The sequence below is a fragment of the Undibacterium sp. WLX3042 genome (assembly GCF_049544825.1).
In the GTDB taxonomy this organism is placed as follows: Bacteria; Pseudomonadota; Gammaproteobacteria; order Burkholderiales; family Burkholderiaceae_D; genus Undibacterium.
This window is the reverse complement of record NZ_CP186698.1, coordinates 458,964-477,164: the sequence shown is the minus strand read 5'-3', so window position 1 is coordinate 477,164 and position 18,201 is coordinate 458,964. Positions and strand designations below refer to the sequence as shown.

Here is an 18,201-nt window from a genome sequence, read left to right as displayed (position 1 = left end):
TGTACTATTTAAAACGTGAGTGCTTGATCCGGTTCAGCTGATTTCGCCGACAACCAGATATTCTAATAAAGCTTTTTGTACGTGCAGGCGGTTTTCTGCCTCATCCCAGACCACAGATTGCGGGCCGTCAATAACACCGGCTGAGACTTCTTCGCCACGGTGAGCCGGCAGACAATGCATGAACAGCGCATCCGGATTAGCGCGCGCCATTTTTGCTTCATCCACAATCCAGCCGTCAAATGCTTGCAGACGCGCCTGATTTTCGGCTTCGTAACCCATGCTGGTCCAGACATCGGTATTCACCAGATCAACACCGGCACAGGCATCGGACGGATTGTCGAACAAGGTGTACTGCGATGGATCTGCGCTGACCAGCGACATATCCATGTCATAACCTTTCGGTGTCGAAATATGCAGATGGAAATTGAAGATCTGGGCTGCCTGCAACCACGAATACAGCATATTGTTCGCGTCGCCTATCCACGCCACTTTTTTACCGGTAATCGAGCCGCGATGTTCGATGTAGGTGAACACGTCGGCCAGTACCTGACACGGATGATGCTGGTTAGTTAAACCATTGATGACAGGGACGCGCGAATTGGCGGCGAATTTTTCTATCATCTCTTGCTCGAATGTGCGGATCATGATGATGTCGCACATGCGGGACATGACCTGACCTGCGTCTTCGACAGGTTCACCGCGACCGAGCTGACTGTCGCGCGTGTTCAGATAAATTGCCGCGCCACCGAGCTGATGCATGCCAGCTTCAAATGACAGACGGGTACGGGTGGAATTTTTCTCGAAAACCATTACCAGCGTTCTGTCTAGCAGAGGATGATAGGTCTGATAAGCCTTGAACTTCTGTTTGATGATGCGCGCTCGTTGCATCACATACTCAAACTCGTTAAGTGTGAAATCGGAAAATTGCAGGAAGTGTTTGATAGCCATAAATAAAACCGGCAGCAAGTGAAGCTTGCCGCCGCCTGTTATAACTGCCTCATTATAAAGGATTAAAACGGCTTTCCCATATTAAATTCAGAAGATGAGGGATTTGAAAATAATTTTGTGGGTGCTTTTGCCAATTATTTGCGAAAAATCCGCTTTGTCCTCGTCTTGTGGAAATGTTGTTTCGCTGTGCCTTTGAATGTTAATTTTTGTGAATTAGTAAAAAAAAGTAACTCCACTTGATAATCTTATCGTTCTGACATCATTGGTTCACGGTAAGCTATTTATAATGCTTCTGTTTGCGAAATTGATTTCTTCTGAGAATTTGTCGTTAATCTGCCCGGCGACAATGCTGGCGGATTGTTTGAATTGAGTAACATTTACCCGGATTAACTATTATGAGTGCACTTTTAGCCGGACTGACCGTCCTGATTATTGGCGATAGCCATATGTCCACGCCTGATTATCTGATCACTACTCTGCATGATGATCTGATGAATAAAGGTGCAGTCGTTTATTCATTCGGTGCTTGTGGTGTGGCAGCCGGTGACTGGATGGTGAAGAGTCAGTCTTCCTGCGGCGGTGCAGTCCGTATGAAAGATGGACCGGTTGAAGTGAAAACCGGGCAGGATGCGATGACGCGTCCGTTTAACGAACTGGTGAAAACCTACAAACCAAATCTGGTGGTTGTTGTGAATGGCGATACGATGGCGTCTTATTCTCAGCCTGAACTGCCGAAGAACTGGATCTGGCAACAGGTTTCCCGTCTGACCAAAGGCGTCAAAAATAACAATGTGAGTTGTGTCTGGGTTGGCCCGGCATGGGGTACTGAGGGCGGTAAATTTAATAAAACCTATGCCCGTGCTAAAGAAATGTCCGGTTACCTGTCTGAAATCGTGGCTCCTTGTACTTATATCGATTCGCTGAGCCTGTCTAAACCAGGTGAATGGGGCACGATTGACGGTCAGCACTTTGACGGTGCCGGCTATAAATCCTGGGGCAGTGCGATTGGTAATGCGATTGCCACACCAGCAATTTTGAATTCAATCAAACGTTAATTCAGCTTGTCCGACAGCGCGCTATCAGATGCTGATCTGTGGCGCGCTGATGTTTTCGGCTGGCATGATGCGCTTTGCATTGTTTGCCCCGCCTCTGATTACATACACTGACTCAAAAAATGAAAAAAATTATCCTTACCTGCCTGGCTTCTGTATTGTCTCTGACCGCGTATGCAGATAATCCTTTGTATGAAACCGGACCCGGTCAGGATTCTTCCTTCGTGCGTTTTCTGAATGCCAGCAGTGACAAGGCACTGATCGTTAACGGTGCCGCAAAAGTCAGTCTGGATATTAAAAATGAGAGTCGTGTTTCACGTTTTTATCCGGTCAAAGCCGGTGAGAAACTGAAGGCCAGTGTACAAGTCGGTGCTGCTAAAACCAATGTGGAAGTTGTGGCTAAGCCGGGGGAATTTATTACTGTCACCATCCTGAATAAAGGGACGGCGCTTGAAAGCGTGCTGGTGCGTGAAGCACCAACCGATTTCAACGCCATGCGTTCTTCTATTTCTCTGATGAATGTCGACAGCAGTTGCGCTGCCGCCTCGCTGACGGGTGGCGCTAAATCAGCGACGATTTTTGAAGGTGTCAAACCGGCGACAACACAGCGCCGTCTGGTCAATCCGGTGGCACTGACAGTACAGGCGAATTGTGGCACTGACGCTGCCGGTGCAGCGGTAGATATGTCGCAATTGCAAGCTGGTGAACGTTACAGCATTATCGTGATCCCGGCGAAAAAAGGTCATCAGACTTTTTTTGTACGTGATTCAACCTCCTGATCTGGATCAGGACTGTTCTCATGGTATTCGCTTCTCTTGAGTTTCTGACGCTGTTTCTGCCTCTGTTTTTTGTGCTGTATCTGGTTACACCGCAGCAGTATCGTAATCACACTTTGCTGTTCGGCAGCTGGCTGTTTTATGCATGGTGGACGCCGAAATTCCTGCTGTTGATTATTGCGCTGACCATCCTCGCATGGGGCGCTGCCATTCTGATTGACAGAACCAATGATGAACGCCTGAAAACGCGGGTCATGGCGGTAACTATCGTCCTGAATCTGGCTTCGCTGGTCTGGTACAAATACACCAATATGGTGGTGTCTTCGCTCAACACCATACTCACGGGGCGGCAGATGCCTGTCATACCGTGGGAAAACCTGATGCTGCCGATAGGCTTGTCTTTCACCGTGCTGCACGCGATTTCGTATATCGTGGATGTGCGCCGCAAGACAGTTCCTGCGCAATACAGCTTCATTTCTTTCAGTGCGTATATGGCGATGTTCCCGCATCTGATCGCTGGCCCTATCGTTCGTTATAAAGTGATCGACAAAGAACTGCGCGAGCGTGTTTTTTCATTTGAAAAATTCACACTCGGTGCGCGCCGCTTCATGATCGGTTTTTCGATGAAGGTTCTGATAGCCGATACGCTGGCACCGGTAGTGGCACTGGCTTTCGGTTTGAAAAATCCCGGCTTTGGCGATGCCTGGGTTGGTTGTATCGCGTACACGCTGCAGCTGTATTTTGATTTCGCCGGTTACAGTGCAATGGCGATTGGCCTTGGGCTGATGCTGGGTTTTCATTTTGAGGAAAACTTCAATAATCCTTATCTGGCGGTGTCGATACAGGATTTCTGGCGTCGCTGGCACATGACCCTGTCGTCATGGTTACGGGATTATCTCTACATCAGTCTTGGCGGTAACCGTCAGGGACAAATCCGCACCTATATCAATCTGATGCTGACAATGGCAATCGGCGGCTTATGGCATGGTGGTGATAACTGGAATTATCTGATCTGGGGCATCATTCATGGCGGTGCATTGTGCTGTGACCGTGCCTTTACTCAGCGCGGCTGGTCGATGCCAAACTTCGCTTCACGCAGCCTGACTTTGCTGGCCGTGATGTTCGCCTGGACCATCTTCCGTGCCGCAGGTTTCGATAATGCGCTCGACATGTGGGCGGGACAACTTGGTCTTAACGGTATGAGTATCGGTGATGAAATCATTCTTGCTTTGCGCCCTGGTATTTTGCTGACGTTTGCGATCGGCGTGATCTGCGTGATCTATCCCGCAACCCGGATAGCAAAGCAGGGCGGTCTTGGTGTGATGAGCTGGAGTATGGTCTGGCCTGTGCTTACATTTGCTTATGCAGTGATTGTGCTGGCCGGTCAAAAGGCAATTCCATTTTTGTACTTCCAGTTTTAAGAGGAAAACATGAGCGAATCTTTTTCCTTTGATGCAAAAAAAGCCGGGGTTTGGCGCTATGTGCCGGCCTTGTCATTTGCCGCGATACTGACTGCTGGCCTGGTTGCGATGGTTTCGTCTCTGCAAGAGGTGCCTCAGCAGAAGTGGCAAGAGATGGGTGACGTGCAGAAAATTGTTCAGGGAGAGGCGACGCGGATGTTGACGACGCAGCTCAATGAACATTTTTCATGGAGTAAAACCTTTGCTAAATTTGAGCGGGCGGTTCGATGGAATCTTGCGCGCGATGCAGGCCCGAATGTCCGTGTTGGTTGTGATGGCTGGTTCTTTTTGCAGGAAGAGCTGACGACATTTGATGGCGGTGCACAAAACGCCAATGCCCGCGCATACATGGTCGGACAGATTGCGCAAACCCTGAAAAAGCAAGGCATACAACTGGTGGTGGCGGTCGTCCCCGATAAATCCCGTGTGGAACAGCAGCATCTTTGTGGTCTGCACCGGCCAGCGGGCTTTGCCCAGCGTGGCGATGACTGGATTAAGGCTTTGCGCGCAAAACAGGTCGATGTGATCGATCTGTATCCAGCGTTGAACAGTTTCAGTGGCGAGCGTTATTACCGGACCGATTCGCACTGGAGTGAGGCGGGGGCGAATGTGGCTGCGGCAGCGATTGCGAGGCATTTGCAGAGTGCAGGTCTGGTTGATAAGTTCACTGCAGAGCTTCCTGCTGGCGCGGTGAAGACAGTGATCGCAGAGCGTATGGGGGATTTATTCCGTGTCGCTAATCTGGATGGATTGCCGGCTGCGTTACGTCCTGCGATTGAAAAAACGGCGACCAGTACCGTGGCACCGGTTGCGAATAACAGCGACGATTTGTTTGGTGATGCCGGATTGCCCGCGGTGGCTTTAATCGGCACTTCATTCAGTCTGCGCGGTAATTTTGTGCCGTTTCTGAGTCAGCACCTGGTGGCACCGGTGGCGAATCTTGCCAAAGATGGTGGCGATTTTGACGGTTCCGCCACTGCCTATCTTCACAGTAAAGCTTTTCAGCAGGAACCACCCAAAGTCGTAGTGTGGGAGATTCCGGAACGTATGCTGCAAAAGCCGTTCAAGCCCTCCGAGCGTGCCTGGCTGGAAAGCCTGAAGCAGGGCAAGCTGTAATTGCAGCGCTGATTTTTTAGCGCAAAAAATCAGCGCTGAAAAGTCCGCAATCAGTAACCCGCTGTTTGCGCAGACTCATGCACAAGTTGCTCAAACAGCTCATAGCGCATGGGAGCGATACTGCCATCTTTGACTGCCGCCAGTATCGCGCAGCCGGGCTCGGCGTGATGGTGGCAATTGTAGAATTTGCAGTGTCCGAGATGCGGTAAAAATTCCGGAAACGCCCGTTCCAGCATGCCTTCGCTCAGATGATGCAAGCCAAATTCCTGAAAACCCGGCGAATCAATCACATTTGAGTTTTCATCCATTTGATACAGACGGGTGAATGTTGTTGTGTGCTTGCCGGTATCCAGTGCAGCCGAGATTTCACGCGTGGCAATTTCCGCATCGGGAATCAGCAGATTGATCAGCGAGGATTTCCCCATTCCTGATTGGCCTATCAGTATGGTGCTTTGGCCGCGCATCAGGTTTTCCATCGTCATTCGTGTGCCTTCAGGGTCGGCCTTGGCCGAAACTTCATGCACCGGATAGCCTAGCTTCTCGTAGAGTCCGACACGTTCACGTGCTTTCGGCAGCGATTCGGTGACATCCACTTTGTTCAGAATCAGATGCGGCTTGATGCCGGAGGATTCTGCCGCCACCAGTGCCCGCGAAACCAGATCGTCAGTAAAGCTGGGTTCAGTCGCCACCACAATCAGCAGTTGCGTGAGATTCGCTGCCAGCATTTTTGACTTGTACTGATCCGAGCGGTACAGCAAGGTTTGACGCGGCGTAATCGCTTCGATCACGCCCTGATTTTTCGATGTCAGCGCGAATTCAACCACGTCACCGACAGAGACATCGCTTTTCTTGCCGCGCGTCACACAATGCAGCTTTTGTACTTCGCCGTTGATCGTTGCCTGTATCAGGTAATGACGGCCATGAGCAGCGATAACCAGACCTTGTAGATGCGCCATCAGGAAAAACTTTGCTCAAAAATGGCGTCGATTTTAGCGGCGCAGATGAAGTCGTTTTCTGAAATGCCGCCTTTCCCGCCGTTCACCGTATGCGTGTCAAAGCGGATCACACAGCGGTTGTAAGTGACGACCAGTTCCGGATGATGGTCTTCTGCATGAATCACATACGCAATCGCATTGATGAACGACAGCGTTTCGTAATAATTTTTGAACTGATAAGTTTTGGCGATACGCGCGCCATCGACTGCCCAGCCCGGCGTGGCAGCCAGATAAGCAGGTAATTCCGATTCCGGTAATCCGGTGAAGGTTTCCTGTGATTTTTTTGCGAGCAGGTCGGCGGTTTTAATCATGGTCATTCCTGAGATTATTTTTCACGTTATTCATGAAATTACGCGGCTGAAGATGCTGCCAGCAATTTGTTAATCCGTACAGTCGCTGGTGGATGCGAATCATAAAAAGCAGAATGCAATGGATCTGGCGTCAGGGTAGATGCATTGTCTTCATAAAGTTTCACCAGCGCTGCCACCAGATCATTGGCATCGGTATGTTTGGCGGCGAAGGCATCGGCCTCAAATTCATGTTTGCGCGAGCTGATCGAGGTCAGCGGCGAAAACAGGAAGGTAAACACAGGCACGCTCAGCATAAACAAAATCAGCGCCATCGCATCATTTTTTGCCAGCAGCATAGGATCAACACCAAGACCGGTATAAAACCAGATCTGTTCTTTCAGATAGCCCAGCAAGCCCAGAAAAACCAGTGACAGACCAAAGATCACGATCATACGTTTGACGATGTGTTTTAATTTGAAGTGACCGAGTTCGTGCGCGAGTACCGCTTCAATTTCGGCAGGTGCCAGACGCGACAACAAAGTATCAAAGAAAACGATGCGTTTTGATGCGCCGAAACCCGAAAAATAAGCATTACCGTGGGCGCTGCGTTTAGAACCGTCCATTACGAACAGGCCTTTTGAGGCAAAGCCGACGCGCTGCATCAGGCCTTCGATACGTGCACGCAATCCATCATCTTCCAGCGGGGTGAATTTATTGAACAGCGGCGCGATCACGCTGGGGTAAATCAGCATCATCAATAACTGAAAGCCGCTCCAGAATAACCACGCATACAACCACCACAAGGCACCGGATTTATCCATCAGCGTCAGCACGACCCAGATCAGCGGCAGGCCAATCACCGCGCCCAGCAGCGTGCTTTTTACTAGGTCGCCGAAAAACAGACCCGGCGTCATTTTGTTAAAGCCGAATCGCTGTTCAAGCACGAATTGCGAGTAATACGAAAACGGTAGCTCCAGTAGGCTGCTGATGACCGCAAATGCAGCGATCAGACTGATCTGATACACCATACCCGGGCCAGTGATTTTGACCAGGGTGACAGACAGCCACTGCAAGCCGCCAAATAAGGTGAACCCCATCAGCACCAGCGCGTTGAATATCAGCAGCACCAGCCCGAGCTTGGTCTTGGCAATGGTGTAGTCAGCGGCTTTCTGATGCGCTGCCAGCGGGATTTTTTCGGCGAATTGCGCTGGCACCTGAGAACGGTGTTGCAGTATGTGGCGAATGTGGCGCGAGCCCAGCCAGAACTGCACCAGCAGCGTGAGCAGCAGAAAGGAAACGAAGAAAACCGAAAAGGCGACTGAAATCATGGGAAAATGTGACATTCGTAAAAAACGCTAAGGAAGAATTATGTCACAAGCGACCGACATTCAAGCAAACACACCGCCTGCACGCCCAAATGAAATGAATCTGATCTGGGTGGATATGGAAATGACCGGCCTGGACCCTGATAATGACCGCATTATCGAAGTAGCCGTGGTGGTCACGGATTCGCAATTGAATGTGCTGGCAGAAGGCCCGGTATTTGCGATCCATCAGTCAGATGAAACGCTGAACAAAATGGACGCCTGGAATAAAGGTACACATGGCCGTTCCGGCCTGATCGATAAAGTCAAAGCATCGACGATCAGCGAAGCCGACGCAGAGGAGGCCTTGATCGCGTTTCTGAAACCATATGTGCCAGCAGGTAAATCACCGATGTGCGGTAATTCGATTTGCCAGGACCGCCGTTTCATGGCGCGCGGCATGCCTAAGCTGGAAGCCTTCTTCCACTACCGCAATCTGGATGTTTCGACGCTGAAAGAACTCTGCCGCCGCTGGAAACCGGAATTATCGACAGGCTTCAAGAAACACCAGAAACACACCGCGCTGGCCGACATCATTGAATCGATTGAGGAACTCAAATATTACCGCCAGCATTTCATCAAGGAATAAGCTGAGTGCGATGCTGCTTCTGCGTAGTTGTGGAGTTGCGGACGTGAGCAGATAGTAGCAGACATAAAAAAGCGACGGTCATTTCACCGTCGCTTTTTTATCGCCTGATTTTTTATATACTCCCAGGGAGTATATGTTTTGGCATAGACGACCTCCTTTGTTTATAAGGAGATGTTCGCTGTTAAATAGGATACTCCCTGAAAAATGGTCAAAAAGGCTGTTTTCAGGCCATTTTCTGCGCAACCAGAAGCTTACACGCCCAGCAGTTCCACTTCAAAAATCAACGTTGCATTCGGTGGAATCACGCCACCGGCGCCGCGTGGGCCGTAGCCGAGGCTGGATGGAATCGTCAGGATACGTGTGCCGCCGATTTTCATGCCTTGTACGCCTTCATCCCAGCCTTTGATTACGTGGCCAGCGCCGAGTGGGAAAGAGAAAGGATCATTGCGGTCTTTGCTGGAATCGAATTTCGCGCCGGCGCTGCCATCGGCATTTTGCAGCCAGCCTGTGTAGTGGACGACAACGTGATTGCCTGCTTTTGCTTCGGCGCCTTCACCGACGATTTTATCTTCGTATTGCAGACCGCTGACGGTAGTAATTGTGCTCATGGTTTCCCCTTCATTTGTCAAAAAGTGGCGCAATTGTAGAGCAAAAACAGAGTCCGGCGCTGTAATCTGCCCAGCGCGCGTTTTTTTCCTGGTTGTACGGAGTTTCCCGTATGAAAGTTGTTGCCTTGATTTTGCTCAATATCGGCTGAAAAGTAAAAAAACAGCAAGCCTGATCTGAGCCGTTGATGACTATGCACGGTAAAATGCAGACTTGATTCATTTATTGGCGGTCTTCTTTCATGCGTAGTCGTTCTTTGTTGGCATCTTTGTTGTTTGGTTTATTGGTTCCTGCGGTTGTACCGGCAGCACAGTCAAATGTGGTGGTCGTGCTGAATTCGCGTGATGCGACGGTCAGTTTGCTGGATCAGCAGACCTACAAAGAAATCAGTACTTTTCCTATCGGTAAAGAGCCGCATCATCTGATGGCGACGCCGGATAATAAATCACTGATTGTGGCGAATGCGATTGGTGACGAGCTGGTGTTTCTGGATCCTAAGAGTGGTCAGATTCAGCGTCGTATCAAAGATATTGCAGATCCGTATCAGATCGGTTTTTCACCGGATCAGAAATGGTTTGTCTCAAATTCACTGCGCCTCGATCGCGTTGATTTTTATAAATTCGATGGTCAGGATCTGAAACTGGTGAACCGTGTTCCGCTGGCGAAATTACCTAGTCACATGGCATTTGATGCCGCCAGCACGACCGTGTTCATTACTCAGCAGGGTAGTGATCAGGTGTCGGCAATTGATCTGGCGACGCAGAAAGTGAAATGGACGATTCCTGTCGGTAAGCTGCCGGCGGGTATCGTGATGACGCCGGATGATAAATATCTGCTGGTCGGCATCATGGGTAAAGATTACGTTGAAGTGATTGACTGGCGTACGCAAAAAACCGTCAAGCGTATCAAGGCCGGTGTCGGCACGCATAATTTCCGTGCGCTGGGCGATAAGCGTCATGTGTTTGTGTCTAACCGCACCTCGAATGAAATCAATATCCTCGATCAGCAAACGCTGGAAATGGTCGGTAGTATTCCTGTTCCCGGTGGCCCTGATTGCATGGAAGTCAGTGAAGATGGTAAGACTTTGTGGGCGACTCTGCGCTGGATTAAAAAAGTGGCGGTCGTCGATATTCCTTCCAGAAAAGTCATCAAGCTGATTCCGGTTGGCCGCTCCCCACATGGCGTTTTCTTTGCCAATCGTGCAGGCAATATCTAAGCACCTCCCTTACATTACAGCCGCACTGGCAGCCCTGATTCTGCCGGTGGAGAGCAGCGCCGCCGCTGCGACTGCAGCTGCTCATTCCGCCGCATGTAAGGGAACGATTTATCTGACCTTTGATACTGGCAGTCAGTCGCAGGCGGAATTGATTGCAGCAACCCTGCGTCGCCATCAGATCAAGGCCACCTTTTTTCTGGCGAACGAAAAAACGGTGCGTGACGATTATTCTCTCGATCCATCGTGGGCATCCTATTGGAAGACGCTGGCCAATGAAGGCCATGCGTTTGGTTCGCACACTTTCGATCACGTTTATGTGATCGGTGATTTGCCTGATGGCAGGATTGAAGTACGCCCGCAGTTCGGCGCTGATGCCGGAAAAAAGCTGGCGTGGACGCCGCAACAATATTGCAGCGAATTGCGCCGTGTGAACCAGCGCTTTTTGCAGCTGACCGGTAAGCAACTTGATCCCTACTGGCGCGCGCCTGGCGGTAAGCTGACGCCGAATTTACTGAAAGCGGGCGAAGCTTGCGGCTATCGTCATGTCGCGTGGGCGCCTGCCGGTTTTTCCGGCGATGAATTATCAAGCGAAAAATTCAGTAATGCGTTGCTGTTAAAACGCGCGCTGGATCATTTGCGGGATGGTGATATTTTCATGGCGCACCTTGGCATCTGGTCGCGCAAGCAGGCCTGGGCACCGGAAAATCTGGAACCCTTGATTACCGGGCTTGAGCAAAAATCCTTTTGTTTTGCTACGCTACGCGAGCATCCTTCCTATACCACTGGCAAATAATGAATTTCATTGCTTACTTCTCAGAATTACTGACCAACCTGCAATCCTGGATTTTTCAAGCCATCGTGCAGCCGACGATGTTTTATGTCGGGTTGGGCGAATATGTAGAGGATTCGTTCGAGGGCGTTGAGTGGTTTATCTTTGGTGCTTTACAACTGATCATTCTGTTCCTGATTTTACGTCCCCTGGAATCGTGGATACCGGTACATAAAATCACTGATCGTTACGCCCGCTGGAACGATTTTATTTATACCGCCTTGCATCGCCTGGGCGCGTTTTCGATGGTGGTGTTTTTTCTGCTGACACCGGTATTTGATCATCTGACAGCGGTCTTGCATTTGCAGGGCGTCAATCCTTTTAACCTGGAAAATCTGTGGTCAGGTTTCTTGCAATATCCGGCCTTGCTGTTTATCGCATACCTGTTTGTACTGGATTTTTTTGATTACTGGTATCACCGTGCCAGCCATCAGTTCAACTGGTGGTGGGGTTTGCACAGTCTGCATCACAGTCAGCGCAATATGAATCTGTGGAGCGATAACCGTAATCATCTGCTCGACGATTTTTTGCGTGATATTTACATGGGCATGATCGCGATAGTGATAGGCGTGGAACCGGGGCAGTATGTAATGCTGGTGATGGCATCGCAGATGTTGCAGAGCCTGCAGCATGCGAATGTGCGTATTCATTTCGGCCGGTTCGGTGATTATTTACTGGTATCGCCACGCTATCACCGTGTGCATCACGCGATTGGACTCGGGCATGAAACGCAAGGTAAAGGCACTTTGGGTGGGCACAATTTTGCCGTGCTGTTTCCGCTATGGGATGTGCTGTTTGGTACAGCCTTATTCAGTAAAGAATACGCCGAGACCGGCATCCGTGATCAACTGCCTGCACCGGATGGCTGCTCCCGCGATTATGGTCGTGGATTCTGGGCGCAGCAATGGCTGGGGCTCAAACGCATGACAGGTATGGAAAAGGAAACGCACTCATGAATATTGCTGCAGTGGGTATCGCATGGGGGCGAGCGGTTGCGGCGCAATTACATGTTCGCATGCTGCTGCTGACGTTTGCACCGTTTCTGGCTGCACTGCTGATCTGGAGCATCGCCATGTGGTTTGGTCTGCAGGCGCTGATCGATTATCTGCAACTATGGTTTGCCGATCACAACAGTTTTCAGACCGCCGGTGACATCCTCGGAATGATAGGTCTGTTCGCCTTGAAAACGATGGTAGTGCCGCTGGTGGCGATGTGGTTGTTGCTGCCGCTGATGGTATTTACCGCTTTATTGTGCATAGGCTTGTTTGCGATGCCTGCAATCAGCAAACATGTCGGGTCCCGCCATTATCCGCAACTGGAACAACGGCATGGTGGTTCTTTGCTCGGCAGCATAGGGTATTCACTCAGTTCATTTATGATTTTTGCGGTTGTCTGGCTACTGACATTGCCGTTGACTTTATTTCCACCTGTGAGTCTGGTCTTGCAACCCTTGCTATGGGGTTGGCTGACTTATCGCGTGATCGTCTATGACGCGTTGGCTGAATTTGCCGATGCGGATGAACGTCGCGCGTTGATGAAGCAGCACCGCTGGTCTTTATTATTCATGGGAACGATTGCGGGTATATTCGGTGCCGCGCCGGGTTTGTTATGGCTGGGTGGTGTTATGGCGGTCATGTTCTTACCCGTGATTGCCGGGTTTGCGATCTGGCTGTATGTGCTGGTGTTTGTTTTTTCCGGTCTGTGGTTTCAGCACTATTGTTTGGCGGCGCTGGCGCAACAGCGTGCGGCAGCAGCGTCATCGCCTGCTCTTGTACAATAAGCACATCGCGAATTTCAACTAAGGAACGCACATGGCTATCGGTCTTATTATCATCGGTGACGAAATTCTTTCAGGAAAACGGCAGGATAAGCACTTACCGCAAGTGATCGCCGCGCTGAATGCACGCGGTCTGCAACTGGATTGGGCAGAATACATCGGTGATAACCGCGAACGGATTACCGCGACCTTACAGCGTAGTTTTGCCAGCGGTGATATCGTTTTTTCGACTGGTGGCATCGGTGCCACTCCGGATGATCATACCCGTCAATGCGCTGCCGCAGCGCTGAATCTGCCGCTGGAGTTGCATACTGAAGCCAAAGCACTGATACAGCAACGGATACTGGATATGGCGGCGGAGGCAGGTAAGACCGTGGATCTGAACAGCCCCGATCATTTGCAGCGGCTGAAGATGGGCGAGTTCCCTCAAGGCGCGACGTTGATTCCAAATCCTTACAACAAAATTCCCGGTTTTGCGATACGCCAGCATTATTTCGTTCCGGGTTTTCCGGTGATGGCCTGGCCGATGATAGAGTGGGTACTGGATACGCATTATTCCCATCTGTTCCATCAACAGGCAAGAGCAGAAAAAGCGGTGTTGGTATACGAGGCAATCGAGTCGGTACTGACACCGTTAATGGAAGCGTTGGAAGCGGAATTTCCGCTGATTAAAGTCTTCAGCCTGCCTAGTGTTGGTACTGCGACACAGCGCCGACATATTGAGCTGGGCGTCAAAGGTGATCCTGCACAGGTGGAAGCCGCATTTAAGAAAATGCTCGCAGGCCTCGATCATTTTCAATCTGAATATGTGCCGGTACCGCTGAGTTCCGACGCCTGATGCAAAAGATCAAGTTCACCCTGTTTTCGCTGCGCGACCTGATCATCGCGTTTGGGCCGGTGACCTTGATGGTGCTGGTCGTTTGCGGCCTCGGGTTCTGGCTGGTCGATCCGGCACCTCCGCGCATTATCGACATTTCTACTGGTCCGGAAAACAGTGCTTACGAACGTTTTGCCAAGTTATATGCTGCGGAGTTAGCAAAAAATCAGATTCAGCTACGCTTTAAAACCTCGCAAGGTTCGCAGGAAAACTTGCAACGCATCAGTGACCCAGATTCTGAAATCGAAGTAGGCTTCGTGCGTAGCGGCTCAACCGATCGTACGGAAGCGGCGGAAAAAGGATTGGTGTCGCTCGGCAGTTTGTTTTACGAACCGATCTGGATTTTTTACCGCGATAAAAAAGAATTCACGACCATCAGCCAGTTCCGAGGGCGACGCATTAATGTCGGCCCCGACGGTACCGGTGTTGGCCGTATTTTCGAGCAGATTTTATCGGTGAATAACATGAGTGCCGGCGATGTCAGTTTCCGGCATCTTGATGATACGCCTGCGACAGTGGCTTTTCTGGCGGGGCAATTGGATGTGCTGGTATTCAGCACCGCCAGCGATGCGCCGCTGGTGCAGATGTTGTTGCAGACACCCGGTGTGCGTTTGTTTGACTTTGTACAGGCCGAAGCCTATACCCGCCGTTTTCCTTATCTTTCGCAAGTGACGCTACCACGCGGCATCGTCGATATTGGTTTGGATTTACCTGCCCGCGATTATCACCTGATCTCACCGACGGCAACGCTGGTGGCGCACGAAAGCCTGCATCCGGCATTGACTGGTTTGTTGTTGCAGGCCGCGGCTAAAATCCACAGTCGCGCTGACTGGCTGAGCAAACAGGGCGAGTTTCCTTCTGATCGCTATACGGAAATTCCGGTTTCAGAAGAAGCTGAAAAATTCTATAAAAACGGTGCGCCAGTGCTGCAACGTTATCTGACTTTCTGGGTCGCGAATTTTATCGAACGTATGTGGGTAGTGATCGTCGCTCTTGGCGCATTATTTCTACCGTTGTCCAAAATTATTCCCCCTTTATACGTCTGGCGTATCCGCTCCAGAATTTATCGCTGGTATGGGCAATTGCGCATCGTTGAGCAAACGATTGAGCATCTGACCAGCTCAGATAAAAAAGCGACACTGGAAAAGCAATTGAATTATCTCGATGAGATCGAGGGCAAGGTGAATCGCATCAGCGTTCCCCTGTCATATGCGGAAGAATTATATGGCCTGCGCAGCCATATCCAGTTCGTACGCACCCGGGTGCAGTCTTTGCTGAAAAGCAGATAATCCCTGCGTACCATCCATCACAATGGAACAACGGGTGACTGTATGCCCGCTGCCAGCAAATCCAGAGCCTGGCGCAGAGTGTTGTTATCAATGTTCAGCATTTGATCACCGACATACCATTCAAACATGCAATAACCCGGCAGTGCTGTATGCACTGCGTTGTTAAACAGCCAGATGCCGTGTTCGCTGGCGATCCGGTTACGCAACTGTATCGCTGAGTCTTTGTCTGCCGGCAAATGCAGATGCAGCATATTGCAGTGAGGCGCTGCCGGATTCGTGATGAATGCCGGATAGTCTTTTAATACTTCATAGATTTCTCTGGTACGCTGAAAATACGCCGGCATTGCTGCAATGCGCTGATCGAATTGCATCGCGGCGGCAACGACATACGGTGTGCGCCGGAAAACGTTACCGCCTTGCCTGTGCATCCAGACTCTGGCTTTCGCGATGAAATCATTGCGACCAGCAAGCATGGCACCGGCAAATCCGCCTATACCTTTGTAAAACGAAACATAGACACTATCGAAGCCTGCTGCGATGTTGTTCAAGGGCTTGTTGAAACCGCTGGCTGCTTCCCATAACCTTGCGCCATCCATGTGCAGGTGAATGTCTTGCTGACGGCAATAGGTTTTTATCGCATTGAGTTCTTCCCAGCCCGGTAATTGCCCGCCGATCTCGCGCAGCGGTAACTCATATTGTGCGGCGGCGATGTGTTCGGGCTGGGCTTGCAGGTCTTGCAGTGTCCACGGACGGTGAGGATTACCGATGTTCAATGCGGTGAAATAATGCATAGCCTGAAAGTTACTGCGTTCGTGCAAAAGCAGGTGTGAGGTCGGGTGCAGCGCAACCAGCGAACTGCCGCGTTCTTCGCAGGCCAGTTTTAATGCAATCACCTGAGCCATGGTGCCGCTGATGCAAAACATCGAGGATTCCATTCCCAGCAGCCCGGCAATTTTCTTCTCAAAAGACTGTAAAAAATCGCCCTCACCATACACGTCATGCTCAATATTATTCGCTTCGCACCAGCTCGCCATCTGTGCAAAACTCTGCGCTGGGGTCAAGGCTTTATGACCGGCCAGGATGGTATGACAAGTGTTTTTCAGGGCGAGAGTATCGGCGTTATTCACATTTTTCTCCGGTCGGTTTTTTGCTTAGTTCTTTGCTGAGGTATCGTTCAGTACGCCGCTGACGAAGTATGCCGCGGGTTTTTGTAAAACTGAATGTAAGCTAAAATCGTTGCCTCACTCCACTTTGCAGAAGCCCTGAACATGAGCACGACGCCTACGCTTGCACCGCAGTTCTTAACGCCCTATGAAACCGGTAATCAGAATCAGACAGCCAGTTGGGACGAGTGCATACAATTCTATCAGCGACTTGCTGTTGAATTTCCCCGTACCTTACAGTTTTTTGACATCGGTAAATCCGATGCAGGAAGACCTATTCATGCGGGTATTGTGACTGCAGATGGTGTGTTTGATCGTAAACAATTACAAAGTGAAGGCCGCCCCGTCTTTTTTAATAACAATGGTATTCATCCGGGGGAACCGGAAGGAATTGACGGCTGTATGGCGCTGGTGCGTGACTTTTGTCTGCAGCCAGAACGTCTGGCGGCATTAGGGCGAACCGTGTTTTTGTTTATCCCGGTATATAACGTTGATGGCTGCGTCAATCGTCAGAATACGTCGCGGGTGAATCAGGATGGCCCGGAAATGTTCGGCTTTCGCGGTAACAGTCTGCATCTCGATCTGAACCGTGATTTCATTAAATGCGATAGTCTGAATGCGCAGGTCTTTAACCGTTTCTTCAGTGCCTGGAGCCCGGATGTGATGGTCGATACGCATACGTCGAACGGCGCAGATTACCAGTACACAATGACGCTGATACAAACCCAGGCCGATAAGCTGGGAAATGGGCTCGGTGTTTTTTTGCGCGAGACGATGTTACCTGCAATTTATACACAGATGAACGAACGCGGCTGGCCAACATGCCCATATGTGAATCCTGTGCAGGATATTCCGGATCACGGCATAGAAGATTTTCTGGAAACGCCGCGCTTTTCCACAGGTTACGCCGCGCTGCATCACACGATAGGTTTTATGCCTGAGACGCACATGCTGAAACCGTTCGCTGACCGCTACGCATCGATGCGGGCACTGGTCGAAACCGTGCTGGACTTCACCATTGCCAATGCAGCACAGATACAAACGCTGAGAGCGCAGGCCAGACAGGCTGCAGCAAGCAGCACTCATACTGCAGTCAGCTGGAAGGTAGATCGTAACCATGCTTCCAGTTTTCTTTTTAAAGGTTATCAGGCGGTATATCGTCCCAGTGTGATCGGTCATTACACGTGTTTAGCCTATGACCGCAGTCAGCCGTGGGAAAAGCCGATTCCTTACTTTAATCACTTTGTCAGTGATGTGACTGTTACGCGTCCCAAAGCCTATCTGGTGCCACAAGCATGGCGCGCGGTGATCGAGCGACTGCAATGGAATGGTGTGCAGATGCAGCGCGTCGAAAAAGCACAGATGCTTGAAGCGCAGACTTACCGGATTGAATCTGTGCAGTCGCGTCCGCATGCGTATGAGGGGCATCTGTTTCACGACCAGCTGACGCTCGTCAGCCATCAGCAGACAGTGCAGGCTGTACCCGGTGACTACCTGATTGATCTTAATCAGCCACAGGCACGGTATGTGATGGAAACACTGGAGCCACAAGCGCATGACAGCTTTTTCCGCTGGGGATTCTTCAACAGTGTCTTGGAAAAAAAGGAGGCGTATTCCGATTACGTCTTTGAAGATACCGCGGCAGAAATCCTGCGCGACGAACCGGCTACTCTGGCTTTGTTTGATGCCTGGAAGCAGGGCCATCCCGAGTTGTTGAATAATCAGGAAGCAGTACTCGATTTTATTTTCACGCATTGCGAGCGCTACAGAGAACCAGAATGGCGTTGTTATCCGGTGTTGCGGATAATCTAATGTCGGTAACTTTTGCTTACATTTAAGATGAAACCGAATAGA

Annotated in this window: 18 protein-coding genes; 12 read left to right on the top strand and 6 right to left on the bottom strand. The window is 50.5% G+C overall.

The genetic code is table 11. The features are described 5' to 3' along the window. Window positions 1-33 precede the first annotated feature (33 nt). Window positions 34-948 carry an ornithine carbamoyltransferase gene (gene argF, locus ACPAOP_RS02225; RefSeq protein ID WP_423679225.1) on the bottom strand — a complete coding sequence of 305 codons (915 nt, stop codon included), beginning with the start codon at window positions 946-948 and terminating at the stop codon, window positions 34-36. Window positions 949-1,343: 395 nt separating this feature from the next. Between argF and ACPAOP_RS02220 the strand changes: the two genes are divergently transcribed. The 4 genes from ACPAOP_RS02220 to ACPAOP_RS02205 all read left to right on the top strand — a co-directional run bounded on the left by ACPAOP_RS02220 (window position 1,344) and on the right by ACPAOP_RS02205 (window position 5,352). Continuing rightward, on the top strand, window positions 1,344-2,003 hold the full coding sequence (locus ACPAOP_RS02220) for an SGNH/GDSL hydrolase family protein (protein WP_423679226.1): 660 nt from the start codon (window positions 1,344-1,346) through the stop codon (window positions 2,001-2,003). Window positions 2,004-2,122: 119 nt separating this feature from the next. Beyond that, a complete protein-coding gene (locus tag ACPAOP_RS02215; RefSeq protein WP_423709142.1) occupies window positions 2,123-2,779 on the top strand; it encodes a hypothetical protein in 657 nt (218 codons plus the stop codon). A 20-nt stretch (window positions 2,780-2,799) separates the two neighbouring features. Next, a complete protein-coding gene (locus ACPAOP_RS02210) occupies window positions 2,800-4,197 on the top strand; it encodes an MBOAT family O-acyltransferase (RefSeq protein ID WP_423709141.1) in 1,398 nt (465 codons plus the stop codon). Window positions 4,198-4,206: 9 nt separating this feature from the next. Then, window positions 4,207-5,352, top strand: a complete 1,146-nt coding sequence (locus ACPAOP_RS02205) for an alginate O-acetyltransferase AlgX-related protein (RefSeq protein ID WP_423679229.1) — start codon at window positions 4,207-4,209, stop codon at window positions 5,350-5,352. 50 nt (window positions 5,353-5,402) lie between these two features. Here ACPAOP_RS02205 and rsgA read toward each other — a convergent pair whose 3' ends face one another. The 3 genes from rsgA to ACPAOP_RS02190 are packed head-to-tail and all read right to left on the bottom strand — an operon-like array spanning window position 5,403 to window position 7,965. Beyond that, window positions 5,403-6,308 carry a ribosome small subunit-dependent GTPase A gene (gene rsgA, locus ACPAOP_RS02200; RefSeq protein ID WP_423709140.1) on the bottom strand — a complete coding sequence of 302 codons (906 nt, stop codon included), beginning with the start codon at window positions 6,306-6,308 and terminating at the stop codon, window positions 5,403-5,405. Next, window positions 6,308-6,658 carry a 4a-hydroxytetrahydrobiopterin dehydratase gene (locus ACPAOP_RS02195; RefSeq protein ID WP_423709139.1) on the bottom strand — a complete coding sequence of 117 codons (351 nt, stop codon included), beginning with the start codon at window positions 6,656-6,658 and terminating at the stop codon, window positions 6,308-6,310. Before ACPAOP_RS02195 ends, rsgA begins: the two co-directional genes overlap by 1 nt. A gap of 38 nt (window positions 6,659-6,696) precedes the next feature. After that, a complete protein-coding gene (locus ACPAOP_RS02190) occupies window positions 6,697-7,965 on the bottom strand; it encodes a M48 family metallopeptidase (RefSeq protein ID WP_423709969.1) in 1,269 nt (422 codons plus the stop codon). Window positions 7,966-8,005: 40 nt separating this feature from the next. Here ACPAOP_RS02190 and orn point away from each other — a divergent pair, with 40 nt between their 5' ends. Beyond that, the gene (gene orn / locus ACPAOP_RS02185; protein WP_423679232.1) at window positions 8,006-8,590 is read left to right on the top strand and encodes an oligoribonuclease; all 585 of its coding nucleotides are present in this window, start codon (window positions 8,006-8,008) and stop codon (window positions 8,588-8,590) included. A 251-nt stretch (window positions 8,591-8,841) separates the two neighbouring features. Here the strand turns inward: orn and ACPAOP_RS02180 are convergent, their stop codons facing one another. Beyond that, window positions 8,842-9,198 carry an FKBP-type peptidyl-prolyl cis-trans isomerase gene (locus ACPAOP_RS02180; RefSeq protein WP_423679233.1) on the bottom strand — a complete coding sequence of 119 codons (357 nt, stop codon included), beginning with the start codon at window positions 9,196-9,198 and terminating at the stop codon, window positions 8,842-8,844. A 239-nt stretch (window positions 9,199-9,437) separates the two neighbouring features. On the opposite strand from ACPAOP_RS02180, the gene ACPAOP_RS02175 reads away from it, so the two are divergent. From ACPAOP_RS02175 to ACPAOP_RS02150, 6 genes are read left to right on the top strand one after another with little or no spacing between them, the layout of a single operon-like run. After that, a complete protein-coding gene (locus ACPAOP_RS02175) occupies window positions 9,438-10,412 on the top strand; it encodes a cytochrome D1 domain-containing protein (RefSeq protein WP_212678795.1) in 975 nt (324 codons plus the stop codon). Then, window positions 10,375-11,205: a polysaccharide deacetylase family protein gene (locus tag ACPAOP_RS02170; RefSeq protein WP_423709138.1), complete on the top strand. Its 831-nt coding sequence runs from the start codon at window positions 10,375-10,377 to the stop codon at window positions 11,203-11,205. The genes ACPAOP_RS02175 and ACPAOP_RS02170 overlap by 38 nt, the downstream gene beginning before the upstream one ends. Then, window positions 11,205-12,197, top strand: coding sequence for a sterol desaturase family protein (locus tag ACPAOP_RS02165; protein WP_423709137.1), 993 nt, complete (start codon window positions 11,205-11,207; stop codon window positions 12,195-12,197). The genes ACPAOP_RS02170 and ACPAOP_RS02165 overlap by 1 nt, the downstream gene beginning before the upstream one ends. Continuing rightward, a complete protein-coding gene (locus tag ACPAOP_RS02160) occupies window positions 12,194-13,021 on the top strand; it encodes an EI24 domain-containing protein (RefSeq protein WP_423709136.1) in 828 nt (275 codons plus the stop codon). Before ACPAOP_RS02165 ends, ACPAOP_RS02160 begins: the two co-directional genes overlap by 4 nt. A gap of 31 nt (window positions 13,022-13,052) precedes the next feature. Then, window positions 13,053-13,856, top strand: coding sequence for a competence/damage-inducible protein A (locus tag ACPAOP_RS02155; RefSeq protein ID WP_423709135.1), 804 nt, complete (start codon window positions 13,053-13,055; stop codon window positions 13,854-13,856). Beyond that, a complete protein-coding gene (locus ACPAOP_RS02150) occupies window positions 13,856-15,184 on the top strand; it encodes a TAXI family TRAP transporter solute-binding subunit (RefSeq protein WP_423709134.1) in 1,329 nt (442 codons plus the stop codon). Before ACPAOP_RS02155 ends, ACPAOP_RS02150 begins: the two co-directional genes overlap by 1 nt. 17 nt (window positions 15,185-15,201) lie before the next feature. Here the strand turns inward: ACPAOP_RS02150 and ACPAOP_RS02145 are convergent, their stop codons facing one another. Continuing rightward, window positions 15,202-16,311: a threonine aldolase family protein gene (locus ACPAOP_RS02145; protein WP_423709133.1), complete on the bottom strand. Its 1,110-nt coding sequence runs from the start codon at window positions 16,309-16,311 to the stop codon at window positions 15,202-15,204. Between the two features lie 141 nt (window positions 16,312-16,452). Between ACPAOP_RS02145 and ACPAOP_RS02140 the strand changes: the two genes are divergently transcribed. After that, window positions 16,453-18,159, top strand: a complete 1,707-nt coding sequence (locus ACPAOP_RS02140) for a M14 family zinc carboxypeptidase (protein WP_423709131.1) — start codon at window positions 16,453-16,455, stop codon at window positions 18,157-18,159. The last annotated feature ends 42 nt before the right edge of the window (window positions 18,160-18,201 follow it).

What these genes read in the sequence shown, in the direction of transcription:
- argF (WP_423679225.1), bottom strand. Translation starts at nt 948, where the DNA reads ATGGCTATCAAACACTTCCTGCAATTTTCCGATTTCACACTTAACGAG.
- ACPAOP_RS02220 (WP_423679226.1), top strand. Translation starts at nt 1,344, where the DNA reads ATGAGTGCACTTTTAGCCGGACTGACCGTCCTGATTATTGGCGATAGC.
- ACPAOP_RS02215 (WP_423709142.1), top strand. Translation starts at nt 2,123, where the DNA reads ATGAAAAAAATTATCCTTACCTGCCTGGCTTCTGTATTGTCTCTGACC.
- ACPAOP_RS02210 (WP_423709141.1), top strand. Translation starts at nt 2,800, where the DNA reads ATGGTATTCGCTTCTCTTGAGTTTCTGACGCTGTTTCTGCCTCTGTTT.
- ACPAOP_RS02205 (WP_423679229.1), top strand. Translation starts at nt 4,207, where the DNA reads ATGAGCGAATCTTTTTCCTTTGATGCAAAAAAAGCCGGGGTTTGGCGC.
- rsgA (WP_423709140.1), bottom strand. Translation starts at nt 6,308, where the DNA reads ATGGCGCATCTACAAGGTCTGGTTATCGCTGCTCATGGCCGTCATTAC.
- ACPAOP_RS02195 (WP_423709139.1), bottom strand. Translation starts at nt 6,658, where the DNA reads ATGATTAAAACCGCCGACCTGCTCGCAAAAAAATCACAGGAAACCTTC.
- ACPAOP_RS02190 (WP_423709969.1), bottom strand. Translation starts at nt 7,965, where the DNA reads ATGATTTCAGTCGCCTTTTCGGTTTTCTTCGTTTCCTTTCTGCTGCTC.
- orn (WP_423679232.1), top strand. Translation starts at nt 8,006, where the DNA reads ATGTCACAAGCGACCGACATTCAAGCAAACACACCGCCTGCACGCCCA.
- ACPAOP_RS02180 (WP_423679233.1), bottom strand. Translation starts at nt 9,198, where the DNA reads ATGAGCACAATTACTACCGTCAGCGGTCTGCAATACGAAGATAAAATC.
- ACPAOP_RS02175 (WP_212678795.1), top strand. Translation starts at nt 9,438, where the DNA reads ATGCGTAGTCGTTCTTTGTTGGCATCTTTGTTGTTTGGTTTATTGGTT.
- ACPAOP_RS02170 (WP_423709138.1), top strand. Translation starts at nt 10,375, where the DNA reads ATGGCGTTTTCTTTGCCAATCGTGCAGGCAATATCTAAGCACCTCCCT.
- ACPAOP_RS02165 (WP_423709137.1), top strand. Translation starts at nt 11,205, where the DNA reads ATGAATTTCATTGCTTACTTCTCAGAATTACTGACCAACCTGCAATCC.
- ACPAOP_RS02160 (WP_423709136.1), top strand. Translation starts at nt 12,194, where the DNA reads ATGAATATTGCTGCAGTGGGTATCGCATGGGGGCGAGCGGTTGCGGCG.
- ACPAOP_RS02155 (WP_423709135.1), top strand. Translation starts at nt 13,053, where the DNA reads ATGGCTATCGGTCTTATTATCATCGGTGACGAAATTCTTTCAGGAAAA.
- ACPAOP_RS02150 (WP_423709134.1), top strand. Translation starts at nt 13,856, where the DNA reads ATGCAAAAGATCAAGTTCACCCTGTTTTCGCTGCGCGACCTGATCATC.
- ACPAOP_RS02140 (WP_423709131.1), top strand. Translation starts at nt 16,453, where the DNA reads ATGAGCACGACGCCTACGCTTGCACCGCAGTTCTTAACGCCCTATGAA.